Raw genomic sequence first — 22808 nt, 5'->3', positions numbered from 1 at the left:
CGTGTGGGTCTACGTGGCTGTCTGTTACGTGTACTCTGATAATACCGCTATTTCTTGGTTTGTCTTTTCTTCTCTTGTCTACTTTTGTATCAATATGGTCATTTACATCGTCAAAAAAGATACAGTGAAAAAGGGCGCGGTGCTGCTATCGATCGGTCTTATACTTACTGCGAGTTTCTATATTTACCCACGAGTGTTGATTATCCAAAATTAGACATACGCCTTCCATAAATTTGGGCATACTCAAACAAAGCAGCGGCCATCCCGGATTTCCAATCGAGAGGAAGCTGCCCAGAGAAAAAACGGCGAACGAACGAAATGAAGGAAAGAGAGACGTTCGTCTGTTTTTTGGTTTGATCATACAGCCATCGCAGCAACACATACGCGATGAACGCCGCAAACAGTTGGTTGTATACCGCATTTTCCGTCGTGCCAAACAAGGTCGGGACATTCAGATATTGCTTCACCCAACGGAAAAAGACCTCAACAGTCCAACGTTGTTGGTACATGTCGGCAATGGTTTCCGCAGACGCATGGAAGAGGTTCGTCACGACCCGAATGTCGCGGCCATTCGCATCTCGAAAGATCACCACCCGGTGACGCTTGGTGGAGCGGCATTGTTTCGTCCCCAACTGGCACGTGAAGTCGGCTTGAACCGATGAGGATGTGCTGGAAAGGCGTTTCAAGCTTTTTTTCTGATGAAGTTCGATGTTGTCCTTCATCCGAATGACAAAGAGCTGATGCTGCTCCACAAATCGATCGAGGCGTTCGATTTTGAAATACGCCCGGTCTTCCACCAGCACTTGTTGAGCGTTCGTCAACTGTTCTCCCACCGGGCCATCATGACGCAGTCCGATGGTTTCCACCACGTCTGCCGGCAACGAGGATTCCGGCGAATACGCGACGTGCAGCTTCACTCCGGCGCGTTCGCCGTGATACGGCGCCCATGGCAGGCGGTTTTTCCCGACCGTGACGGTCGTCGAATCCACCACCCGAAGCGGTTTGGGAAACCGAAGCGAACGGCGGGTTTGGCGGTTGCACTTGGAAATGATCAACGCCAACAAGCGTTTCATGATGTCATAGGGAACTTCTTTCGCTTTCTTGGATACAGTTGAATAATGGAATCGCGGCAATCCATACAGAGGCCCCACATCGGCTCCGTGGCGAAAGCTTTTCCATTGATGCATGGCGGCCAGCAGGAAGAAGTGAATCAACTCGCGCAACGTAAAGGTTCGAGACGAATCACGATACCCAACCGCTTCGGCAATCAGTTGAATCTCTTCATCCGAAACAAGTTTTTGCATCAAATTCGGGAGTGTGGTATGCTTGTTCATAGAGAGCACCTCCTGGGTTTGTTTGTGTCGCTACTCACATTCTACAGGAAAGGTGCTCTTTTTTCTATACCCTTTGGATTTTATTGGATAATCAACACGCCTGATATTTACCCTTTATTTATTTTGCTTTTGCCCATCAATCTATATGAATTCGTTTCTGGCCATATACGTAAAAAATGGATACTGTTTCTCTTGCTTTTGCTTCCAATTTTCTTTGTCCAAGAAGACGTATATCCTATATATGGACTTGTTGCGTCGTTTACTTTTATGGGTGTTACCATGGCAAAACAGTACACGTTTAGAACAGAACAATTGGAAGACCGCCTTGATAAAATGCGGAAAGATATGCAACGATTAACCAAGAGTTTAAACGAATATCATGAATACATAAAGCAGTCAGAATATACGCTGCAATTAGAGGAACGAAACCGGCTGTCTCAAGAAATCCATGATAAAATCGGACATTCCATGACCGGAGCACTCATTCAGATGGAAGCGGCGAAACGCTTAATGGATATGGACAAAGGAAAAGCAAAAGAACTATTGCAAAATGCCATCCATATTTCGAAAGAAGGAATTGAAAATATAAGAATGACGTTAAAACAAATAAAGCCTCCATCCGAACAAATCGGTATGAATCGAGTGAGATTATTCATAGAGGAATTTTCGGCTAAACATCATATTCGAATTCCGCTTGTATGCAAGGGGATTTGGAGGTCATTTCCCCTATTCAATGGAAAATTATTTATGAGAATATTACCGAGGCGTTGACGAACGCGATGAAATATGCGGAAGCGACTGTCGTTTCCGTTGAGATTCATGTACTTAACACTCTCATTAAAGTGGAAGTGAAAGATAATGGAAAAGGCGCCGAAAAAATAAAAAAAGGCCTTGGAATCATGGGAATGGAAGAACGGGCCGCTTCGGTAAACGGTACTGTAATTGTCGATGGCACAAAAGGCTTTTCTGTGACAACGTTGCTTCCTATTCTTCAATGAATGACTTCATGCAGAAAACATGAAAATTCTCATGTGAAGAAGATGAACTCCTACACTTACAGGGGTTCGTCTTTTTTTCTATAATAAGCAACATAAAGCAGGTAAAGAGGGTGAAAGGATGAACATATTAGACCCGAGTTCGACAGTTTGAGGCCCATTTTAGGCAAATGAAAATGCCAGAAATGCCGTTATATCAAGGGTTTAGCGGTGGATAACCTAGGAAAAAACGCCGAATTTCATAGGCACACGCTTTATAATTTAATCCTTTTAATATAAAGTTTTTTTGTTTATAATATAGACATGTACATTCGATGGGTAACCGTGGTTACTGTCAATGTACCATCAATTGGAGGATTGCATCTATGCTCACGTGCTTCTCCACGGTCTAATCCTCCTCTTGATCCGAATCGAGAGTAAAATCGTGGCCGAAAGTAAGAGACAAATGTCAGCGCTCCACGTTAGGACATTTTTCTTCAAAATATCGTGACCTCTATCAGTGTACAAAGATCACGACCAAACAAAGGAAAACCTCTGTGGCTCTAGGGCTGGAGCCTCCTCTGAAGATCCTAGACATTCATCCTCGCTCCTAGATACACGCTAGAAGTATGCCCAATTGCCTCTCAGCCCTTCTGTATCAAGGGCTGGGAGGCGATTTGTTTGCCTAGTCACTGTCGAACTCGGGATTTACTTTGATACGACTTCGTCGTACTTCGAAGTGGATCCATCCGAAACACCAGAAGGAGAATCGCTTCGAAAGCAGGGGTTTTCCAAAGATAAGCGTCCCGATTTGGTCCAAATCGTCATTGGACTGGCCGTTACCCGGGAAGGAGTCCCCATTCGCGCTTGGGTATGGCCTGGCAATACGATGGATATGACGGTCATCAAACAGGTGAAACAAGACTTGATTGGCTGGAAGCTTGGGCGTGTGATCAGCGTGATGGACCGCGGATTTTCGTCTGAAGAGAATTTGCGAATCTTGCAACAGGCCGGGGGACACTACATTGTCGGCGAAAAAATGCGGTCCGGCAAAGCCGCCGTCGAAGAGGCCCTAAACCGTCGCGGGCGCTACCAACAAGTTCGCGAGAACTTGCATATCAAAGAAATCATCGTGGGCGACGGAGAAGCGCGTCAGCGCTATGTTCTCGTGTACAATCCCAGCGAAGCCGAACGCCAACGCAAGGAACGGGAAAAGCTGCTCGAATCGCTGAAAGAGGAGTTGGAGGGCTTCGCCAACTCCCCAATGAAGCTCATCATAAGGCCACCTGCCGGCTGCGTTCCCATCCGTCCTACGGAAAATACTTGCGTCAATTGAAGGATGGAACGCTTCGCATCGACAAGCAAGCGGTTCGTGAAGCGGAAACGTACGATGGCAAATATCTCATCCGAACCTCCGATGACACCTTGTCTGCCGAGGATGTCGCGCTCGGGTATAAGCAACTGGTGGATATCGAGCAGGCCTTTCGGACGTTGAAATCAACACTCGAGCTGCGCCCCATGTATCATCGCTTGGAAGACCGTATCCGGGCGCATGTGCTGCTCAGTTGGCTGGCTCTCTTGCTGGTTCGGATCGTGGAGATCCGAACTCATGAATCGTGGCCGAAAGTAAGAGACGAATGCGAGCGTCTCATGCTTGGACATTTTTCTTCAAAAAACGGCGACCTTTATCAACGAACCGAACTGACGGCCAAACAAGCGCTATTCCTTGCGGCTCTAGGGCTGGAACCTCCTCCAAAGATTCTAGGCATCCACCCTCGCACCTAGATACACGCCCGAAGTGTGCCCAAATGCCTCCGATCCCTTTTGTATCAAGGGGCGAGAGGCATTTTGTTTGCCTAGTGACTGTCGAACTCGGGTTAGAAATCAAAAACGTAACGAAAAAATTTGGCGACTTCATCGCAGTAGATAATATGTCTTTAACGGTGGCGGAAAGGGAAATATTTGGATTCCTCGGGGCAAACGGCGCTGGGAAAAGTACGACAATCAATATGATTTCCGGGCTGCTGCGTCCCAATGCGGGTGAGATCAAGATTCTTGGAAAAGACATTGGCAAACATAGCCATTTTGCGAAAGGAAATATCGGTATCGTTCCCCAAGATATTGCGATTTATGAAGATTTAACGGCATATGAAAATGTGAAATTTTTTGCCGGCTTATACGGACTGCGTGGTTCCCAGCTACATGAGCGGGTAGAAGAAGCATTACAGTTTGTCGGATTAAGCGATAAACAAAAAAGCTATCCGAAAAATTTTTCAGGCGGAATGAAACGCAGATTAAATATCGCTTGCGCGATCGCCCATCGACCGAAGCTGATTATTATGGATGAGCCTACCGTGGGCATTGATCCGCAATCTAGAAATTATATTTTGGCCTCTGTCAAAAAGCTCAACGAAATGGGATGCACGATCATTTATACAAGCCACTATATGGAGGAAGTCGAAGAAATCTGCACGCGAATTGCCATCATTGATCATGGAAAAATCATTGCGGAGGGAACGAAAGAACAGCTTGAAGCGATTATCACGAATACAAAAGACGTTTGGATTGGAGTCAAATCAATGGATAACATGGATATCAACAAACTTAAAGCCATTAGTGGAGTAAAGGCAGTGCAATGCGAAGAAAACATGGTGAAAATCAGCTCGGATATAGGAGTCAATAACCTTAACCGCATTATCCAATGTTTGATGAATGATGGCGTAGAAATACGTTCACTGGAAGAAAAGTCACCAAATTTAGAAACGGTCTTCCTTACCTTAACGGGAAGAAATTTAAGAGATTAGCCTTGTAATACAAAGGAGGTTTGCCCTTGAATATCGTTAATATTGCCATAAAAGAAATAAAAAGAGAGTTTCGCGATGTGAGAACGCTTGTTTTTATGCTTGCATTTCCGATTGTGCTCATGTTAATACTTGGTACGGCTCTTTCCAATGCGTTTGATTCCACCATTTCGGTAGGGGATATTCATGTTTTGTACAAAGACAAAACGGCTGGGGAGTTTTCCAAATATGTTCGTACATTTATAGAAGAAGCAAAGAAATCTGACATTCATTTCAAAAAAGCTTCCTATCATATGGATGGGAGAAGAGAGGTCAAGCAGGGAAATTATGACGGTTACATGGAAATCGATAATCAAGGCGTACAGCTGTATACGAACAATAGCAATTCGGTCAAAGGCAGTATTATTCAAGGAATGGTGGCTGCTTTTGCCGATAAATATAATATGGTTGCGGCTGTGGTGCAAGTAAAGCCCAATCAAGTCCATATGCTGATGAACAACGGCCATCGTGATGATTATATACAAGAAACCCCCCTGCATTCTAAACGACAACCAGGCGCCATGGACTATTATGCCATTACGATGACAACGATGATTGCTCTTTATGGAGCCGTATCGGCCAGTTATTTAATAAGGGGAGAAAGAACACGGAAAACAGCAGATCGGTTACTAGCGGCGCCAATTCATAAAAGTGAAATTTTTATCGGAAAAATACTCGGAAGCATGGTTACCAATTTTCTTTGCGTTGCCATTATCATCGTTTTCAGTAAGTTTGTCTTCAAAGCGTATTGGGGAAACCATCTTGCACTCGTATACCTTGTAGTGTTCACCGAAGTACTATTCGCCGTTAGTTTCGGGCTAGGCATCAGCTACATTGCAAGGACAGAAGGAGCTGCGAAAATGATTGTCATGGTGGTGATACAGTTAGCGTCTTTCTTTGGCGGGGCGTATTTTAAAATAGAAGCTACAAGTACAATAGCAAGGTTGATTACTAATCTTTCTCCGCTCACATGGGCAAACACGGCTATTACGAAAATGATTTATGCCAACGATTTGTCCGCCAGCTTTCCTGCCATGCTCCTAAATGTCGGATTATCAGCATTGTTTTTGCTGATTGCAGGGATGTCGCTCACAAGACGGGAGGGATTATAAGATGCGCGATCTCGTTTGGCTAATAAGGCATACATTAAAAAGGACGTTTAGCAACAAAAGAAATATACTATTATATTTTGGTACTCCATTGATCGGGATTATAATATCTCTACTTGCTTACGGAGGTTCTACAGCGAAGGAGTTGCATGTCGGTATGATAAACCATGATCCTCATTATATTACCAATGATACGATACGTTTTATCAAAAGCATTGAACATATATCGGTTACGAAGGTGAAGAAATCGGAAATAGACGACAAAATCACGTCTGGAAAACTAGACTGTGTGGTTATTTTTCATTCAGGGTTTTCACAAAGCGTTCAAGAAGGACGTCCTAGCCATATTCAAATCGTTTCGATCCGGGGAACAGAAATTACAGGTTTTATCAAATCGTATCTGTATCATTACATCGATAATATTGCTGCCCTCGGCCAAATTGCAAAAGGGGATGAACATACGTTTTTGGAGATGTACAAACGTTATCAGCAAGCTCCGTTCAACATGTCAGTCCATTCGTTACAAGATACATCGAAACACAAATATATGACGTATCAAACGATCGGATATTTGCTCATGATCATGCTTTTATCGGCGGGAAATTTAGCCGAAATCATTATTAAAGAAAAAGAAAATCGAACCTATTTCCGATTATTATCCACTCCTATTAATGCAAAGCAGTATGTATTATCAAATGTCATCGTCAACATGATCGTAATGACGGGGCAGATTATCATTACGCTAATCATGATGGATACAGTATTTCACATCAAAACAAATATTCCTTTTTGGCAAATGACAACGATCCTTATGCTTTTTGCCTTGGTAGCCATTGGAGTAGCGTTAATGACAGTGGCTTTTGCGAGCAGTTCCGCTTCTTCAGGAGCGATGCAAAATTTATTAACGGTTCCTACATGCATGCTTGCTGGATGTTTTTGGCCAGTGGATATTATGCCTGCGTTTGCGCAAAAAATGGCTGATTTTCTTCCGCAGCGGTGGGCGTTAGATACGCTATTGAAATTACAGCAAGGGCATCATTTCGGAAGCTTATATTTAAATATACTGATTCTCTTTGCCTTTGCGCTCGCTTTTTTCTTAATTGCTGTTTACAAATTTGGGAGAAATCATAGTGTGGGCAATTTTTTATAACCAATGTCTCTTTCCCATGGTTAGGCAAATATAGGTGATCATTTTACAAAACATCACTATACCCGTGGTGCTAGATAAAATCAGACAAGCATAAAAATAGCCCTTGCATGAGGATCTCCTTAAAATGAAAGTGCGACCAAACATTTAAAAGGAGAATTCACATGCAAGAGCACTTTCATTTTACAACAGATCGAGCCAAACTTCAAAAACAATATGTATCGATTTTGTGTTTTGTATCAGCTCAACTATCGAGTATCCAGATTCATCTTCAACGTCGAAATCTTCATTTGTTGAAACAGAAGGACGAGGTCATCATCGCCGTCCATGTCCTTGGAAAGTTGTTAGGCTTCACTTCCGAACGGGCTTGGCACCGGTTTGTGATCGGGAATTTGTTTTCCAAGGACTTGTTCCCTGAACGTTCTCGATACAACCGTCGCTGCCGAGCGCTTGGCTTTGCGATCAAGTGGATGCGGCACCAGCTGGCCAAGCGTGGACAACACCATGCGTATGCGGTCGTGGACAGTTTGCCGATCGAGCTGTGTCATTCAGCTCGAATGTATCGCGCCAAACGGTTTCGTGGAATTGCGGATATTGGCTATTGTGCTTCCAAAAGGATCACTTTCTATGGGTTGAAACTTCACCTGCAGGTCACCGACCAAGGGCTTCCGATGGGATATGTTGTCACCGAAGCGTCTTGTCACGACCGGGTGGCCGCTGAAACCGTCATGACGCAAATTCCACATCCATATAACCTAGGTGACAAAGGGTACATCAGCCAAAAACTGCAAAAGAAGCTGTACGAAGAGCATCGAGTCGCTTTTTGGACGCCCGTTCGAAAAAATCAGCGAATTCTCCAATCCGACGCATGGAAACAGTGGATGAAACGAAAACGCAAAGTGATTGAAACCGTGTTTTCGATTTTAGTCGATTCGTATCGGATCACCGAGATTCGAGCGAACTCGGTTTCTGGATTTGAAACGGCACTGGATGGTATTTTACTGGCTTACTCCCTTGTTGTTCTTGGGCTAGTTGAGCGTTAAGACTCAACTAGCACCACGGGTAACTTGGTTTATTTTCTTGTGCTTCTCTCGCTCTAGTATTTTCAGATAATCATAATCGCTTTGTATTCTAATTCCTAGAAAATGATTTTTTCAAGTCTCATCATTGTTTTTCCTCTGTCTCTTCCGTTATTTTTATTCCTTTTCAGCTTCCAGCTTCTCCACAATCATAAACAGTTCCTGCTTCAGCTGCCGATTCAGCACTACGGGGACATGGATCATGGTATTTTGCCCCATGATGAACGAAAAAGGTTCGTTTTCGTCGATCAATCGTGCTAACGAACGAAGACCAGCGGCTTTGAAGCGACCTTCTAATGGAAATCCAGCAATGCTACGCATATAAAACGTATTGTCGTCAAAATACCCGTCAATGACTTGTAATCGCTTCGTCATAAACAGATCTTCTCCCTTCAGGAATAAATTTATTTGGGTTAGAACTTTGGCAACGCCTCCACGGCATCCGCCAAATCACTATAGCTGTCTTTTAAGTATCGGGATGTCGTGGCGATATTACTGTGACCAGCAAGCCTCCGCACTTTCTCGATATCGTTGTTCGTCGCCTTTAACATCCACTTACAAAACGTATGCCGAAACATATGGGGCGTCAGTTTTTTATTTGGCAGGCTGTAGCTTTCGATCATTCGCTGGATGCCCCTTACCGAAAACTTCGGAGAACGTTGGCTGTAAAAGACGTATGGCGATTCGGCCACATGCGGTTTCTTTTTCGCCATTTCCGCGCGAAACTTAAGCCAATCCTCGAGTTCTGCCAGCAAGATATTCGAGATCGGTACCGTCCGAACCTTCATCCCCTTTCCCACGATCCGAATTCGTTTCATCTCTAAATCTAAGTCCGTTAATTTTAAATTGGATAACTCCTCTACTCGCAATCCTGCATAGGTAAGCAGGTACACCACTGCACGGTCCCGGCGATATTTCTCTTCAGGATCGACTCCCCGGCTTTGCACCGGTTTTTTCCGCATCCGATGCAATAAGTCCTCGAATTCTTCTTCTGTGAGCCACATGATTTTTTCGTTATCTTCATCGGCTGATTTTAAATCCTGGATGTCTTTCATTGGGTTCTGCTCAAGCTTATGATGTTTGACCGCCCACGCATAGAAGCTTCGCAGCGAATTCAGACGGCGATTGATCGTGGAGATAGCCAACGGTTTCCCTTCTACCGGATTCAACATTTGCTGAATCCATTTGCGAATGTCGGCCGACGTAACGTAATCGCCTGGACGAAGATGCAAGTCTTTCAAAAACTGATTCACGTCATTGAGATAGGAGATCACGGTGTTAGGAGAAAACCCCTTCTCTTGCAAATACGTTTCATATTCGTGTAGCATCTTTTTCATCCTTTCACTTATACGACGAGTTTAAAAGGGTTCGAAGAGCAAAAAATCGATTGAAAAAATAACATTATATGACGAGTATATCATAAAAAAGAATAGATTGTTAGACATATAACGTAGATTATATGACTAGTTTAATCATATAAAAAAGACGAGAAAAAATCTCGTCTCGTTTTGTTGGGTATTGTTGAATGCAACATATTTTGTCAACCCTCTACAAATGAGAAAAACCCCTTGTATATCAAGGGGGATGGTTACTTGTTGTTGATTTATAAGTTTTTTCAGAAAAGATCATATTTACATATTTGTGTCGCTGAACATTTCTCTGGTAATACAACGGACTGTAGATTTGTTTGCAATATTAAATATGAAATATGCTAAAAAAAGTAATGATATTGACCAAAACAATCCTTTATATATAAATTGAAATAAAGGTTTTCTCCCGTTCCACGGCGAATAAATACAAAGAGAAAATAGGGGAACGGAGAGAAAATATGATGCCAAATCACAAAGACGAGATCGAAAAGTTGTCCACTGCCATGAAAGAAGCAAAAAGTAAACGAGCATATGAACGCTACCAAGCGATTTATCTTCATTTGCAGGGATATACCAAAGGAGAAATCGCAACGATTATTGGTCGATCCAAGAAAACTATTTATAACTATATTCATGCCTACGCCCAGCGCGGTCTGGTACCGTCAAGAATTTTGTGTAATGTAAGATAGATAGGGTATCTCTGAAATGGATTTGGAATGGATAGGGAACCGGTTTCCTTCACACAAGAGACTGAATATTCAGTCTCTTGTGTGGAAAGGGAAATCCCCTTATTTTGTTTATTTACAATATTTGGTTAACAATAACGTTCTTCAAACATTCGTTGAAGGGCTTCTTGCGCTTCGGCAAATCCTCGCAACTTTCGCCCTGCCCATTTCTCGTTAAAGTCCTGTATCGTCAAATATACGACTTTTTCAGCGGCTTCTAAACTGCTCAAACTGTTCATCGGTTTTAGGCGTTTCCGAATCTCCTTGATCGTTCGTTCGATGGCATTGGTCGTATAAATCACACTTCGAATACTGCTTGGATAGTCCATAAAGGTGAGAAGGACATCCAACTCATTTGCCCAAGATTGGACTTCCCTTGGGTATTTGTGAGACCATTTGGATTGAAACTGTTGAAACATCTCCAATGCGATTTCTTTATTCGGAGAACGATAAATGAGTTTCAGGTCCTCCGCCATTTCGAATTGATCTTTTTTCCGAACACGGCTGAGGGTGTTGCGGACTTTGTGCACGACACAGCGCTGCACATCGGCTTTCGGATACACCGCCTTAAAGGCTTCCTCCAACCCCGGAAGGCCATCGAAGACGCCAAGAAGCACTTCCTTGACGCCTCTTTTGTAGAGCTGTTGGAGAATCTCCTGCCATACATAGGCGCTTTCTTGTCCTCCTACGAAGAAATCAAGAATTTCACGATACCCTTCTTCGTTCACCCCCAATACCACATAAATAACTTCTTTCTCTACCGTATCCCGGCGAAGTTTCACGTACAAGCCGTCCAAATATAAGACCGAATAACGCTGGTGTAGTGGACGAGCGTGCCATTTCTCGATGTCTTCCTTCACGACATCGGTAATCCGGCTGATCGTCGCAGGAGAATAGGTGCTTCCTAGAATTCGTTCGATAAACTTGCCAATTTCACGCGTGCTCATGCCACTTTGGTACATCCTAATGATTGCTTCCTCCAGCCAGCCCGTGTGCCGTTGGTAAGGGGCAAACAACTGTGTTTGAAATTCCCCGTTTCGGTCTCTTGGAACCAAAAGACCCTCAATCCGGCCATATTGTGTATCTAGATTTCGCTGATAGTAGCCGTTTCTCATATTCGGCGTTCCAGCCTGTTCGATTTCGAGGAAATTTTTGATTTCTTCCCGCATAATCAGTTCTAATTTTTCTTTTACAAACTGACGAATGGCATTTTCCAGTTGATTTGCCCAGTCGACATTCGGTATACTTCTTTTAGACATAGGTAGGGTACTCCTTTCTCTGGAATGTGTTGTGGTCCAAATCAGAGAATACCCTACCTTTTTTCTTTGTTCTAGCAAAATGCTTTACACAAAATTTTATACATCATCGGGGTAATGAACTTGTCAACGATAAATAATCAATCAAATGAACAAAGGTCGATAAATTTGGGAAAAGAGTTCAGTTTGGCTTTAATTATGTTTCATCAAACGGTAGCAGAAAGAGTGGGGTTGAATTTAACAGATTATAAAGTATTGGGAATCATCCCATTTGAAGGATTGACCGCTGGGGAAATAGCATCAATAACAGGCTTGTCAACGGGCATGGTGACAACAGTTGTGGACAGGCTTGAAAAGAAGAATTTTGTATATAGGGATAGAGATCCAGACGATAGGCGAAAGGTGATTATTAAAGCAAATTTTGAAAAAATAGGCTCTGAATTAGGGCCATATTTCCAATCATTTGGACAGGAAATAGGGAAGGTTGTATCTAAGTATAGTCCAGCAGAAATGGAAGTAATAAATGATTATATTAGGAAAACTACTGAAGTATTTAAGCGGGAAACGAAGAAAATAAAACAAAAATAATGTTCTGTGCATTTTTGTGAACTGTACCATAATTATTCGTAAAGCTGGATATAGAGGTGAGATCCACTTTCGACCTCCGTGTGGAAAAAACAAGTAGATGTGCTTTGTTATTTGTATACACATAAATAGAGACACCATTACTTGGGATATTAAACAGATACTTACTATCGTTGCCAAAAATGATGTGTTTCCGCTGCTCGCTCTACCTATCAGTTATTTTTCTCCCTTGAGTCTTGACCTTCTCGACAATGGCGACGAGGTAGTTGTTGATGTCTGTTTCCCATCATTCACAACATTGGGCGGGAGAAAACGAAAAGGGAGTTGCTTCGCTACGCAACTCCCCCGCATTGGGCCGATATTTTATTTTTGCCGCTTTCTTTCGAACGGAGCAATAAGTGATCCGCATAGACGTATGCCTTTTCGAGTGATGTCGTTCCTCCTGTCTGGAAAAAGTAGAGACCGAATGATGATGTGTAAGCAATTGGACGTTTGGCCGTTCCGTCATCGACCAACACCGTGCTGTGGCGTACAGTTTCCCGCATCTTTTCGACAAGCTGAACACTTTCTTCAAATGTGCGATGGCGCAAAAACATGGTAAACTCTTCCCCACCGCTGCGGAACAAAAAATCGTCCTCTTTAAGAAACTGTTTCAATGTCAAGGCAAAGTGGCGAATGACTTCATCGCCGACGGCGTGGTTGTACGTGTCATTAATCGCTTTAAAATTGTCGATATCAGCAACGACAACGCCAATCCATTCCCCTGTTCCATTTAACTTGGCAATCGTCTGGTCCATGTAGGCTCGGTTATGAACACCGGTCAGAAAATCGGTATATGCCATTCTTTCAAACTGATCGCGTTCTAGTTTATGCTGGATGCTTTGCGATTTGGAAAAGAATGAGCAGCTGACGAAGTAATTGAGCAAAAACAAACTCAAGAGCATATCCCAGCGCTGTTCTTGCAAAAAGAGAAATAACAGGCCATTTGTCAGTACGGTTTTTCCTATATCCATCCAGCTTCTTGTCTTAATAAAATCCAGTGCTTCACGCTTTGTGCGAATGTCGCCGGTTATGTAAAAGATTACGATGAGACAGCAATCAGTCAAAAAGGAAACGATGATGACGAGTAGAAACATAAGCAGCCAAAAGCCGATGAACGGAACAGACTGAAACCACGGATGAAGGAGATTATATAAGGCAAACGCCAGTGAATTGAATGTTACAAAAGAACCGATATTGTACAATGTATGCAGCCATTCATCCGGCTCCGCTGTTTTCAAATATTTTTTTGTCACATGTTCAGTGAGACGAAATAATGTTTCAAAAATAAACAGTCCGAGCGGGCCGGCAAATAAGGCGAACGATAAGCTGTAGTTAATGCCGTAATCAACCGGGATATTGTTTTTCGTTTTGTCGACGACGCGCAAGTGAGAATATAAGCTAGAAAACAGCCAGTAAAATAGCAGGGCGATGACATACGTACGATCGAAGGAAATCGGCTTTGACACAAAGGCAACGGCGATTGAAACGAAAAAAACAGCAAAAATAATCGGTCGTGCTCGGAGTAACATCTCAGCCCTCTCCTATGATCTGACCTCTGACGACTTTGGCGTTGGCGAAGCCATGCTAAAAAAGGAGGGCCACCTATATGCCAGTGGCCTTAAACAAAAATATACGTCATTAAAAAACGGTGAATAGCCCATTTAGAAGCTGGTGTTTTTACGGCACTAGTATATTCACGATTAGAACCAACGGCCATCTCGTTAAATCTATTATAGTATTATATATCCAATTCTGAAAATAGAAAAAATTCCATTTATTTTCACCTTTTTTCCACAAAATTTGACATCTATTGAATCATATATACCTGAAGCCGCTATTCGTTCCTTGAAAAACGGTATAGCTGGATATCGGTTTTTTCGTATATAATATGGGCAATGAAAGGGACAGGGTTAGACATCGATGTTTTCCGTCTGTAAAGAAAGCGCGATGTGAGCGTTTCTAGGGACGGTCTTTCACTATTTGCCGTGCAAGAGCATTTCCCAAAAGGGTAGTGAAAAACGGTCAGATAGAGAAAAAATGATTGAACGTTGTGCCATGCGAGCCACCGACCAGTTTCATAGTCGGTTGTTTCAAGCTGTTGTTTTGGCGTGTTTCGCTTTGTTTCATCATTTGGAGGAGGAAAAAAGATGAAAATTGTTATTGCCCCAGATTCGTTTAAAGAGAGCCTTTCAGCACTTGAAGTCGCTGAGGCGGTCGAACGCGGGTTTCGGATGGTGTTTCCAGAAGCTGAATACGTGAAGGTGCCGATGGCTGATGGTGGAGAAGGAACTGTGCAGTCACTCGTTGACGCGACCGGCGGCCGCATCGTGGAAGTCGAAGTGACCGGCCCGCTCGGTGAGCCGGTTTTGGCGTTTTTCGGCTTGCTGGGCGACGGGAAGACAGCAGTGATTGAGATGGCGGCCGCCTCAGGATTGCATCTTGTCCCGCGCGACCGGCGCAATCCGTTAGTGACGACGACGCGAGGGACAGGGGAACTGATCCGCGCCGCGCTTGACGCTGGCGCTAACCATCTTATCATCGGCCTCGGCGGCAGCGCGACAAACGACGGCGGCGCCGGCATGGTGCAGGCGCTTGGCGGGCGGCTTTTAGATCGCGACGGACGCGACATTGGGCCAGGCGGCGGGGCGCTCGCCGATTTGCAGGCGATTGACCTTTCCGAGCTCGATCCACGCCTCAAGAGTGTCCGTATTGATGTGGCTTGCGACGTTGATAACCCGTTGACTGGCGCAAAAGGGGCATCTGCCATTTTCGGGCCGCAAAAAGGGGCGACACCGGACATGGTGGCAATCCTCGACCGAAACTTAGCCCATTACGCCGACATGATCAGACGCGAACTTGGCAAACAAGTGGGCGACATCCCAGGCGCTGGCGCGGCCGGCGGCTTAGGTGCAGGGTTGCTCGCATTTCTTCCGGCTGAATTAAAGCGTGGCGTCGATATTGTGATCGAAACGGTCCAGCTCGCGGAGCGCGTCAAAGGGGCGGATCTCGTCATCACCGGCGAAGGGCGAATTGATGGACAGACGGTATTTGGCAAAACGCCGATTGGCGTCGCCAAGACAGCGAAGCGGTTCGGCGTCCCGGTCATCGGCATCGCCGGCTCACTAGGCGACGACAGCACAGCTGTGTTGGACCATGGCATTGACGCGCTATTTACGATTGTCCCAGGTGTCGTGCCGCTTGAGCAAGCGCTTGAGCAAGCAGAACGTTATGTGACGCAAACCGCGCGACATATTGCCTCTGTGTATCGCCTTGGACAAATAGGAAAAACATCTTCTCTTTGATGTTTTGGGAGAGTCACTTTTTAGCGAAATCGTGCTCTCAGAAGAAGGAGCACTCTAAAATAGAGGGATATATCCAAAAATCCCTTTTCCCTAAGGATATTGCATGACGTACGTATATAGAAAAAAGGTGTCCCGTTATTGTTTGGGACACCTCTCTTGTTTATTTGCTTGTCCGTGGCCAAGAGGCAATGGCTTCAAGTGTGCCACGAATCGCAAACCGGCCGAATTGGTGCGGCAAAATAAAATGGTCACCTTGGCGGATCGGGTATGTACGCTCGCCGTGAACAAGCTCGCCCTCTCCTTGAAGGATGCTGACGATGAGAAATGGCTTCGTCTGCTCCCACTCGGCTTCTCCATGGACATGCCATTTTTGGACGCCAAAGTAGTCGCCCTCCACAAAGGTCGTCACGGTTGCACCAGGTATGTTGGCGACATGGGGCTGGACATCGGTGTCGCGATGCGGGACAGTGGTGACGTCAATGGCTTTCTCTAAGTGGAGCTCACGCTTCCGGCCTTGGCTGTCGACGCGGTCGTAATCGTAGACGCGATAAGTCGTGTCAGAGCTTTGCTGCGTCTCGAGGACAAGCGTCCCCTCACAGAGGGCGTGAATCGTGCCGCTCGGGACATAGAAGAAGTCGCCGGGATGGATTGGCACTTTTCGCAGCAAACGATCCCATTCTCCCGCCTCCATCATGGCGCGCAGCTCTTCCTTCGTTTGGGCATAATGGCCGTAAATTAACTGGGCGCCCGGCTTGCAGTCAATAATGTACCAACATTCTGTCTTACCGAGCTCCCCGCCTTCGTTTGTTTTTGCATAGTCGTCATCCGGATGGACTTGGACGGACAAATCGGCGTTGGCGTCTAAAATTTTCGTCAGCAACGGAAAGCGATCGGATGGAAAATTGCCGAACAAGTCGCGGCGCTCCTCCCATAGCTGTCCAAGCGTCATCCCTTGAAACGGCCCGCGGGCGACAACCGTCTGTCCGTGCGGATGGGCCGATACAGCCCAACATTCCCCTGTTTGCGATGACGGGATATCGTAGCCGAACCGTTCGGCGAGCTTCGTGCCGCCCCAAATGCGCTCTTGGAAGACAGGAGTGAGAAAAATCGGTTCTTGATGCATATCGTTCCCCCCCCCAAAAACAGTAAAAATTACGGTGATCCTGTCTTCATCTTACCATGAAATACACCGTCGGCAAACGAAAATGATGAGGGGGAACGAACATACGATCCCCCTCATCAAGAAAAAAGAACATTTCGCTCCCATGTATAGATACACAGGAAGTAGCACATCAAGACGATTCATCGAGTTCAATACGTGTCAACGGCTGCTTCGCCGGGCCTTCGACGACGTCACCATCGATCGAAAAGCGCGAGCCATGGCAAGGACAGTCCCACGTCCGGTCGCCGCTGTTCCATTCAAGTTCACAGCCCATATGGGTGCACGTCGTGTCGACGACATGAAGTGTCCCGTTCTCGTCTTTGTAGGCGCCGGCTCGTTTCCCATTGACCGAGACGACCGCTCCCTCCCCGCGCGCCAAGTCTTGCGGCCGGCGGATGGCCGGCTCGATTTTGCCAGCCAATAAATGTTTGGCGACATCAAGGTTTGTTGTGAAAAACTGCTTCACACTCGGGTCAGCGTAAAAACGCGACGGGGAGTACAAGTCGCGATATTGATTGTCGCGGCCGAGAATGAGGTCAGACAGCAACATCCCTGCGGTAGTCCCGTTTGTCATCCCCCATTTCCGGTATCCTGTCGCGACATAAATGTTTGGCGCATCGGCTGTCATTGGTCCAATATATGGCATTTTATCAAGCGTCGTCAAGTCTTGGGCCGACCAGCGGTAACGGATGTCTTTCACCGTAAACAGCTGCGAGGCAAACGAGGAAAGCGCCTCATAATGTCGCATCGTCGGTACCCCTTGGCCGGTTTTATGGTTTTCCCCGCCGATGAGAATAAGTGTCTCACCGTTCGCCGCGGCGGAACGGACCGAGCGCTTCGGGTTATCGGCGTTTAAATACATACCGCCAGGATAAGGTTCAGTAATCGTCACTCCTAACACGTATGACCGCTCAGCATACATGCGGGAAAAGTAAAACCCGCCGTCATAAAACGGAAAGTGGGAACAGACGGCGACATGGTCACATTCCACTCGCTTTTTGTCGCGCGTCACGACGGACAGCCGCTTCCCTTGCTCGATGTCGGCGACCGGCGTGTATTCGTAAATCGCGACTCCTGCCTTTGTCATGGCATCGACAAGTTTGACTAAATATTTGAGCGGGTGAAACTGGGCTTGTCGCTTCATCACAACCGCCGCTTTCACCGGCAGCGGGAGCGGGATGGACTCAACGAAAGCGCCGTCGATACCGAGCCGCTCATATGCCTCCCACTCTTTCACTAACTTTTGAAATGAAGAGGAAGATGTCGTATAAATGTAGGCGTCTTGTTCGCAAAAGTCGCAGTCGATCTCATGCTGTTCAACCGTGCGGCGAATGAAGCCAAGCGCATCCATGCAGGCGTCATAATAAAGACGCGCTTTCTCCTTGCCGAAATGGTTGAGAAACTCATCGTATACTAGATCATGCTGGGCGGTAATTTTCGCCGTCGTGTGGCCCGTCGTCCCGTTGAGCAGCCGATCGGCTTCAAGAAGGGCAACACGTGCTCCTTGCGTCGCCAGCAAATAAGCGGTTGTAATGCCAGAAATGCCGCCACCGACGACCACGACATCGACGGAAATGTCTCCATCAAGCTTCGGAAAAGACGGAAGTGAGACAGAATCGCGCCAGTACGGTTCAACGATAGAAGGAAGGGATGACATACGTAGGCCTCCTTGCATGCCAATATTGTTTTCTGTAGTTTGCTCTTTGCCATGGCCTGTTATTCCACATATCCACAACCGCTTTCTTTTTTTGGCAATCGTCCGCAAGGAGAATGAAAGATGATACAATAGAAATGGAGAAACAAGACTGTTTTGCAAAAATAATGTTAAAGGAAGATTGGGAATGAATAAATATACAAATTCGTTCCATGAACGCGCCAATACGATGGCGGATAGTTTGATTTTGGAGCATTACAGCTTAAGCGAGCTCAACTTTGAAACGGTCAGCCATTACCGGGAGCGGTTTGCCCGCGTCAAGCCGGGCCATCCGTGGAACGGGCTTGAGACAAAAGAATTTTTATACAAAATTGGTGCATGGGGTAAGCTGCGCGACAGCAGCAAAGAAGGGCTGACACTCGCTGGCCTGTTGATGTTCAGCGAGGAGCGGATCATTACCGAGGTGCTGCCGCAATACTTTTTAGAGTACCGAGAGTATGCCGATGCGAAGGAAACGGGTTGGACGAAGCGGTTCACTTCGCAGGACGGGACATGGTCCGGCAATGTGTACGATTTTTATTTCCGCGTGCTTGCTGAGCTGGAGCGTCACGTTTGGTCGGATGAAGGGCGCAGTATTCTCGGTGAGGCATTAGTAAATGCGCTCGTCCATGCCGATTATGGGGAAGAAGGAGGCATTACTGTCGAAAAAGAAGACGGGGCATTTCGCTTTGCTAATCCCGGTCGATTCCGCATCCCAGTTGAGGCTGCGTTGGCCGGACAAATGAGCAATTTGCGCAATCCGAACGTCTTTAAAATGTTTTTATTGATTGACGTATGCAAGCGGGCAGGATCCGGTCTAAAACGAATGCATGATATGCAAGAACGGGTGCTTGTCCAACCGGTCGATATCTCGCAACAAACGAATCCTAATCGTACGATCGTTACGTTATGCCCATTGTTATTTCCAGCCGAGGCGGGCGCAACGATTGAAACAGAAACAGACGAACCATTGCAACAGACTGAACAAGAATGGACGGAACAAGATGATCGATGGATTGAGGAGAGCTTCGTAAATAACGAACCCAACTCCATAAATACCAGCTCAAACTCCATAAATAACGAGCTAAACTCCATGAATAATGTCTCAAACTCCTTAAACAACGGTGGCGACTCCGTAAAAAACATCGGAAACTCCGTAAATAAACTGCCGAAGTTCATAAATAACGAACCCAACTCCGTAACTAACTCACCGAACTCCGATAGTAACGAAGCGAATGTTCATGATACGGATGGAGGAGAGGAAGAGGGAAAGATCGATGAACGATTATGGAAGATGGCGGAATTGGCGCGTCAAAAAAAACGGTTGGCTCCGGCGGTGATGGAAGAGATGATCGTCCGCTTGTGCTGCGAACGGCCGCTGCGGCTGAAGGAGCTGGCGGCGCTGCTTGAACGAACACCGGACGGGTTGCGCAACAACTATTTAGGAAAACTATTAGAAGAAGGAAAAATTCGTCTGAAATATCCTGACCAACCGAACCATCCTCGTCAAGCCTATATTGGGACGGGTAAATAATCATGTTGGTGACCAATGCGCGGCAATAAAAGGAAAAGGGTACCTTAGCGTGATATGATCCCCTTATAGTAGACAGAAAAAGAAAGCCCGCGAATCTGTTTACTATGGAGGGGATTTTTCTATGGGAAACATATGATTTAGCGTTTAAAAAGAAAGTCGTGGATTTCTATTTCAACAAGGGCATGGGCTACAAAATCATCGCTAAGGAGTTGGGAGTCGCTCATTCCACGGTGCGTCGATGGATGAATGGGAAGGAATCTAAGGGGGAAAGGAAAAGCGAAGAGACCCACAACAAGGGAAGGAAAATACCTTGAAGATCCTGAAACGAGGCGTCTTGAAGCGGAAGTAGAGATGTAAAAAAACTCTTAGAGGAGTGAAAGGAGGGCCGGAAGTCGTACCTGCTCACAAGAAATTCGCTATCATTCATGAAATGGACGGACGTCATGGTTTGATTCAACCGTTATGTGAGATCGCAGGTGTGTCTCGAAGTGGATACGACAAGTGGGCCAAACGATAGGAACACCCTTCTCGAAAGCAACGGGAAGGCGAGCATTGGAAGAAAAACATCGCGGAATGTCATAAAGAGCTCAAAGGCACATCTATGGGGATCGGGGAGTCCAAGTCTGGCTCAAACGGAAATACCAGCTGAGTGTCAATCATAAACGGGTGCAAAGGCTGATGAGGGAGATGGGCATTCGCGCCGTCATTCAGAAGAAACGGCCTTATTACGGGAAGAAAGCATCCGATGCCATTTCAGGCAATCATCTGAACAGAAATTTCCATGCGACCAACCCCAACGAGAAATGGGTGACGGATATCACTTATCTCATCTTTAACGGACAAACGGAAGGTCAGGATGTCCAGGAAAGAAAACTGTTCTGGACAATGCCTGCATGGAAAGCGTTTTTCGCCATTTCAAGGCGGATGGTTTCCATCTGCGCTCGTTTCGCACAGCCGAAGAGGTGAAGGAGGTCGTACACAACGATATTCATTTTTATAACCATTAGTGTTTCCAAAAAATAAAACACCCTGAGTCCGTATGAATACAGAACTGAGGGTGTTTAAATGGGCTTTTTTCTTCCTGTCTACTTGACAGGGGTCACTGCATTTATTATACAGCTTGCTTTTTCTCTTGCTCGCGGTGTTCGCGGCGGTGCATTCCTTTAATGAAGTAGATCGCTGTCAGCAACAGCAACCACGTTGGGCCGACGATCAATGCGATGCGCGTATCCGGGAAATACGCCATTAAGATGATGACACCAATTAAGAAGGCAAGCGATACATAAGAGCTGTACGGATAAAATGGCATTTTGAATGCTAGTCGTTTCACTTGTTCTGCGCTAAGCTGCTTACGGAACTTCAGTTGGGAAAGCAAAATAATGGACCACGTCCAAATAGCGCCGAACGTTGCGATACTTGTCACCCATTGGAACACTTTTTCCGATACGTAGTTCAAATAGACGCCGACCAGCATGGCAAGGGCGGTGACGATCAAAGCGGTGCCAGGGATGCCGCGGTTAGTTAAACGGCTAAATGCTTGTGGCGCCTCTTTTTGTTCGGACAGGTTAAACAGCATCCGGCTCGTGCTGAAAATACCACTGTTGCACGACGACAGGGCAGCCGTCAAGACGACAAAGTTAATGATACCCGCGGCGGCATGAATGCCGACTTTTTCAAATGTCAACACAAACGGGCTCCCTTTTTGACCAATTTCATTCCAAGGGTAAATGGACATAATGACGAACAATGCACCGACGTAGAAAATTAAAATACGCCAAAACACAGTATTAATGGCTTTTGTCAACGATTTTTGCGGATTTTTCACTTCTCCTGCTGTGACACCGATCATTTCGATGCCTAAATAGGCGAACACGACCATTTGCAGCGACATGAGCACACCGCTAATCCCGTTCGGGAAAAAGCCGCCGTGTTTCCAAAGATTACTAATACCGGTGGCGATACCGCCGTTGCCGATGCCGAATATAATCATTCCTAAGCCAACGACAATCATGGCGATGATCGTGACAATCTTGATCAAAGCAAACCAAAACTCAAACTCCCCATACGCTTTTACGGCAAGGAAGTTAATGGACGTCATGAGTACAAGGGCAGCGAGCGCCCATGCCCAACGTGGTGTATCAGGGAACCAAAACTGCATATAAATACCAACGGCTGTAATCTCAGCGATACATGTGACCACCCATAAAAACCAATAGTTCCAACCGGTCAAATAACCGGCGAGCGGCCCTAAATAGTTATGCGCATAACGGCTGAACGAACCGGCAACCGGATGTTCGACCGCCATTTCACCTAATGCTCGCATGATAAAAAACATAATGGCACCGCTGATCGCATAGCCAAGCAAAATCGCCGGCCCAGCCATTTCAATTGCGGATGCCGAACCAAGGAACAAGCCAACGCCAATCGCTGCGCCGAGCGACATGAGCGAAATGTGGCGTTCTTCCAATCCTCGATGCAATTGCGGCTGCTTTTGCTCCATCTATTTTTCCTCCTAGCAATTGATAATAAATAATATTTTGCGAAAAAATTTTCATAAAGCGCTTACAATATAATAGTAATCGATATGACAACGATTTGTAAATGAACAATATTTCCAAAATATTATTTATTGAATAATCAAAATATTATTTGAAAT

Annotated in this window: 17 protein-coding genes and 4 pseudogenes; 13 read left to right on the top strand and 8 right to left on the bottom strand. The window is 45.7% G+C overall.

The genetic code is table 11. The annotated features are described in order from the left end of the window. Positions 1-200: 200 nt before the first annotated feature. The gene (locus IC804_RS09595; RefSeq protein WP_015374614.1) at positions 201-1334 is read right to left on the bottom strand and encodes an IS4-like element IS5377 family transposase; all 1134 of its coding nucleotides are present in this window, start codon (positions 1332-1334) and stop codon (positions 201-203) included. Between IC804_RS09595 and IC804_RS09590 the strand changes: the two are divergent. The 6 genes and pseudogenes from IC804_RS09590 (at position 1323) to IC804_RS09565 (ending at position 8447) form a co-directional block, all read left to right on the top strand. Continuing rightward, a pseudogene (locus IC804_RS09590) lies at positions 1323-2332 on the top strand (sensor histidine kinase). The gene IC804_RS09595 and the pseudogene IC804_RS09590 overlap by 12 nt on opposite strands. Positions 2333-3014: 682 nt before the next feature. Next, positions 3015-4093, top strand: a pseudogene (locus tag IC804_RS09585) (IS1634 family transposase); the annotation flags it as partial. Between the two features lie 146 nt (positions 4094-4239). Then, positions 4240-5112, top strand: coding sequence for an ABC transporter ATP-binding protein (locus tag IC804_RS09580; RefSeq protein WP_223812945.1), 873 nt, complete (start codon positions 4240-4242; stop codon positions 5110-5112). A 26-nt stretch (positions 5113-5138) separates the two neighbouring features. Beyond that, a complete protein-coding gene (locus IC804_RS09575; protein WP_081157636.1) occupies positions 5139-6260 on the top strand; it encodes an ABC transporter permease in 1122 nt (373 codons plus the stop codon). A gap of 1 nt (position 6261) precedes the next feature. Next, positions 6262-7407 carry an ABC transporter permease gene (locus tag IC804_RS09570; RefSeq protein WP_081157635.1) on the top strand — a complete coding sequence of 382 codons (1146 nt, stop codon included), beginning with the start codon at positions 6262-6264 and terminating at the stop codon, positions 7405-7407. Positions 7408-7568: 161 nt separating this feature from the next. Next, a complete protein-coding gene (locus tag IC804_RS09565; RefSeq protein ID WP_087960355.1) occupies positions 7569-8447 on the top strand; it encodes an IS982-like element ISGth1 family transposase in 879 nt (292 codons plus the stop codon). Positions 8448-8600: 153 nt separating this feature from the next. Here IC804_RS09565 and IC804_RS09560 read toward each other — a convergent pair whose 3' ends face one another. After that, a complete protein-coding gene (locus IC804_RS09560) occupies positions 8601-8858 on the bottom strand; it encodes a hypothetical protein (protein WP_081157675.1) in 258 nt (85 codons plus the stop codon). A 38-nt stretch (positions 8859-8896) separates the two neighbouring features. Then, the gene (locus tag IC804_RS09555) at positions 8897-9811 is read right to left on the bottom strand and encodes a tyrosine-type recombinase/integrase (RefSeq protein WP_081157674.1); all 915 of its coding nucleotides are present in this window, start codon (positions 9809-9811) and stop codon (positions 8897-8899) included. Between the two features lie 500 nt (positions 9812-10311). On the opposite strand from IC804_RS09555, the pseudogene IC804_RS09550 reads away from it, so the two are divergent. Then, positions 10312-10509 (top strand): annotated as a pseudogene (locus IC804_RS09550) (helix-turn-helix domain-containing protein); the annotation flags it as partial. A 158-nt stretch (positions 10510-10667) separates the two neighbouring features. Here IC804_RS09550 and IC804_RS09545 read toward each other — a convergent pair. Beyond that, the gene (locus IC804_RS09545) at positions 10668-11837 is read right to left on the bottom strand and encodes an IS256 family transposase (protein WP_008880572.1); all 1170 of its coding nucleotides are present in this window, start codon (positions 11835-11837) and stop codon (positions 10668-10670) included. A 195-nt stretch (positions 11838-12032) separates the two neighbouring features. On the opposite strand from IC804_RS09545, the gene IC804_RS09540 reads away from it, so the two are divergent. After that, on the top strand, positions 12033-12422 hold the full coding sequence (locus tag IC804_RS09540) for a MarR family transcriptional regulator (RefSeq protein WP_223812797.1): 390 nt from the start codon (positions 12033-12035) through the stop codon (positions 12420-12422). Positions 12423-12751: 329 nt separating this feature from the next. On the opposite strand, the gene IC804_RS09535 is transcribed toward IC804_RS09540, so the two are convergent. Then, entirely contained in the window at positions 12752-13990 is a 1239-nt protein-coding gene (locus IC804_RS09535; RefSeq protein WP_008880792.1) for a GGDEF domain-containing protein, read from the bottom strand. A 618-nt stretch (positions 13991-14608) separates the two neighbouring features. On the opposite strand from IC804_RS09535, the gene IC804_RS09530 reads away from it, so the two are divergent. Then, on the top strand, positions 14609-15763 hold the full coding sequence (locus IC804_RS09530; RefSeq protein ID WP_008880791.1) for a glycerate kinase: 1155 nt from the start codon (positions 14609-14611) through the stop codon (positions 15761-15763). 160 nt (positions 15764-15923) lie between these two features. On the opposite strand, the gene manA is transcribed toward IC804_RS09530, so the two are convergent. Both manA and IC804_RS09520 read right to left on the bottom strand, forming a co-directional pair. Then, the gene (gene manA / locus IC804_RS09525; protein ID WP_011888441.1) at positions 15924-16886 is read right to left on the bottom strand and encodes a mannose-6-phosphate isomerase, class I; all 963 of its coding nucleotides are present in this window, start codon (positions 16884-16886) and stop codon (positions 15924-15926) included. Between the two features lie 169 nt (positions 16887-17055). Further along, positions 17056-18582, bottom strand: coding sequence for an FAD-dependent oxidoreductase (locus tag IC804_RS09520; protein ID WP_081157507.1), 1527 nt, complete (start codon positions 18580-18582; stop codon positions 17056-17058). 184 nt (positions 18583-18766) lie between these two features. Here IC804_RS09520 and IC804_RS09515 point away from each other — a divergent pair, with 184 nt between their 5' ends. From IC804_RS09515 to IC804_RS19035, 4 genes and pseudogenes are all read left to right on the top strand, one after another. After that, entirely contained in the window at positions 18767-20152 is a 1386-nt protein-coding gene (locus IC804_RS09515; protein ID WP_029761090.1) for a putative DNA binding domain-containing protein, read from the top strand. Between the two features lie 597 nt (positions 20153-20749). Continuing rightward, positions 20750-20812, top strand: a pseudogene (locus IC804_RS19040) (hypothetical protein); the annotation flags it as partial. Positions 20813-20839: 27 nt separating this feature from the next. Next, positions 20840-21118 carry a hypothetical protein gene (locus IC804_RS18865; RefSeq protein ID WP_233129498.1) on the top strand — a complete coding sequence of 93 codons (279 nt, stop codon included), beginning with the start codon at positions 20840-20842 and terminating at the stop codon, positions 21116-21118. Continuing rightward, positions 21088-21159, top strand: coding sequence for a hypothetical protein (locus tag IC804_RS19035; protein ID WP_366664336.1), 72 nt, complete (start codon positions 21088-21090; stop codon positions 21157-21159). The genes IC804_RS18865 and IC804_RS19035 overlap by 31 nt, the downstream gene beginning before the upstream one ends. Positions 21160-21263: 104 nt before the next feature. Here IC804_RS19035 and IC804_RS09505 read toward each other — a convergent pair whose 3' ends face one another. Continuing rightward, positions 21264-22652: an amino acid permease gene (locus IC804_RS09505; RefSeq protein ID WP_008880787.1), complete on the bottom strand. Its 1389-nt coding sequence runs from the start codon at positions 22650-22652 to the stop codon at positions 21264-21266. Between the last annotated feature and the right edge of the window lie 156 nt (positions 22653-22808).

This window comes from Geobacillus sp. 47C-IIb (genome assembly GCF_014679705.1).
Lineage (GTDB): Bacteria > Bacillota > Bacilli > Bacillales > Anoxybacillaceae > Geobacillus > Geobacillus thermodenitrificans.
Note: the sequence above shows the minus strand (reverse complement) of the source record. Positions and strands in the feature narration are given on the sequence as shown.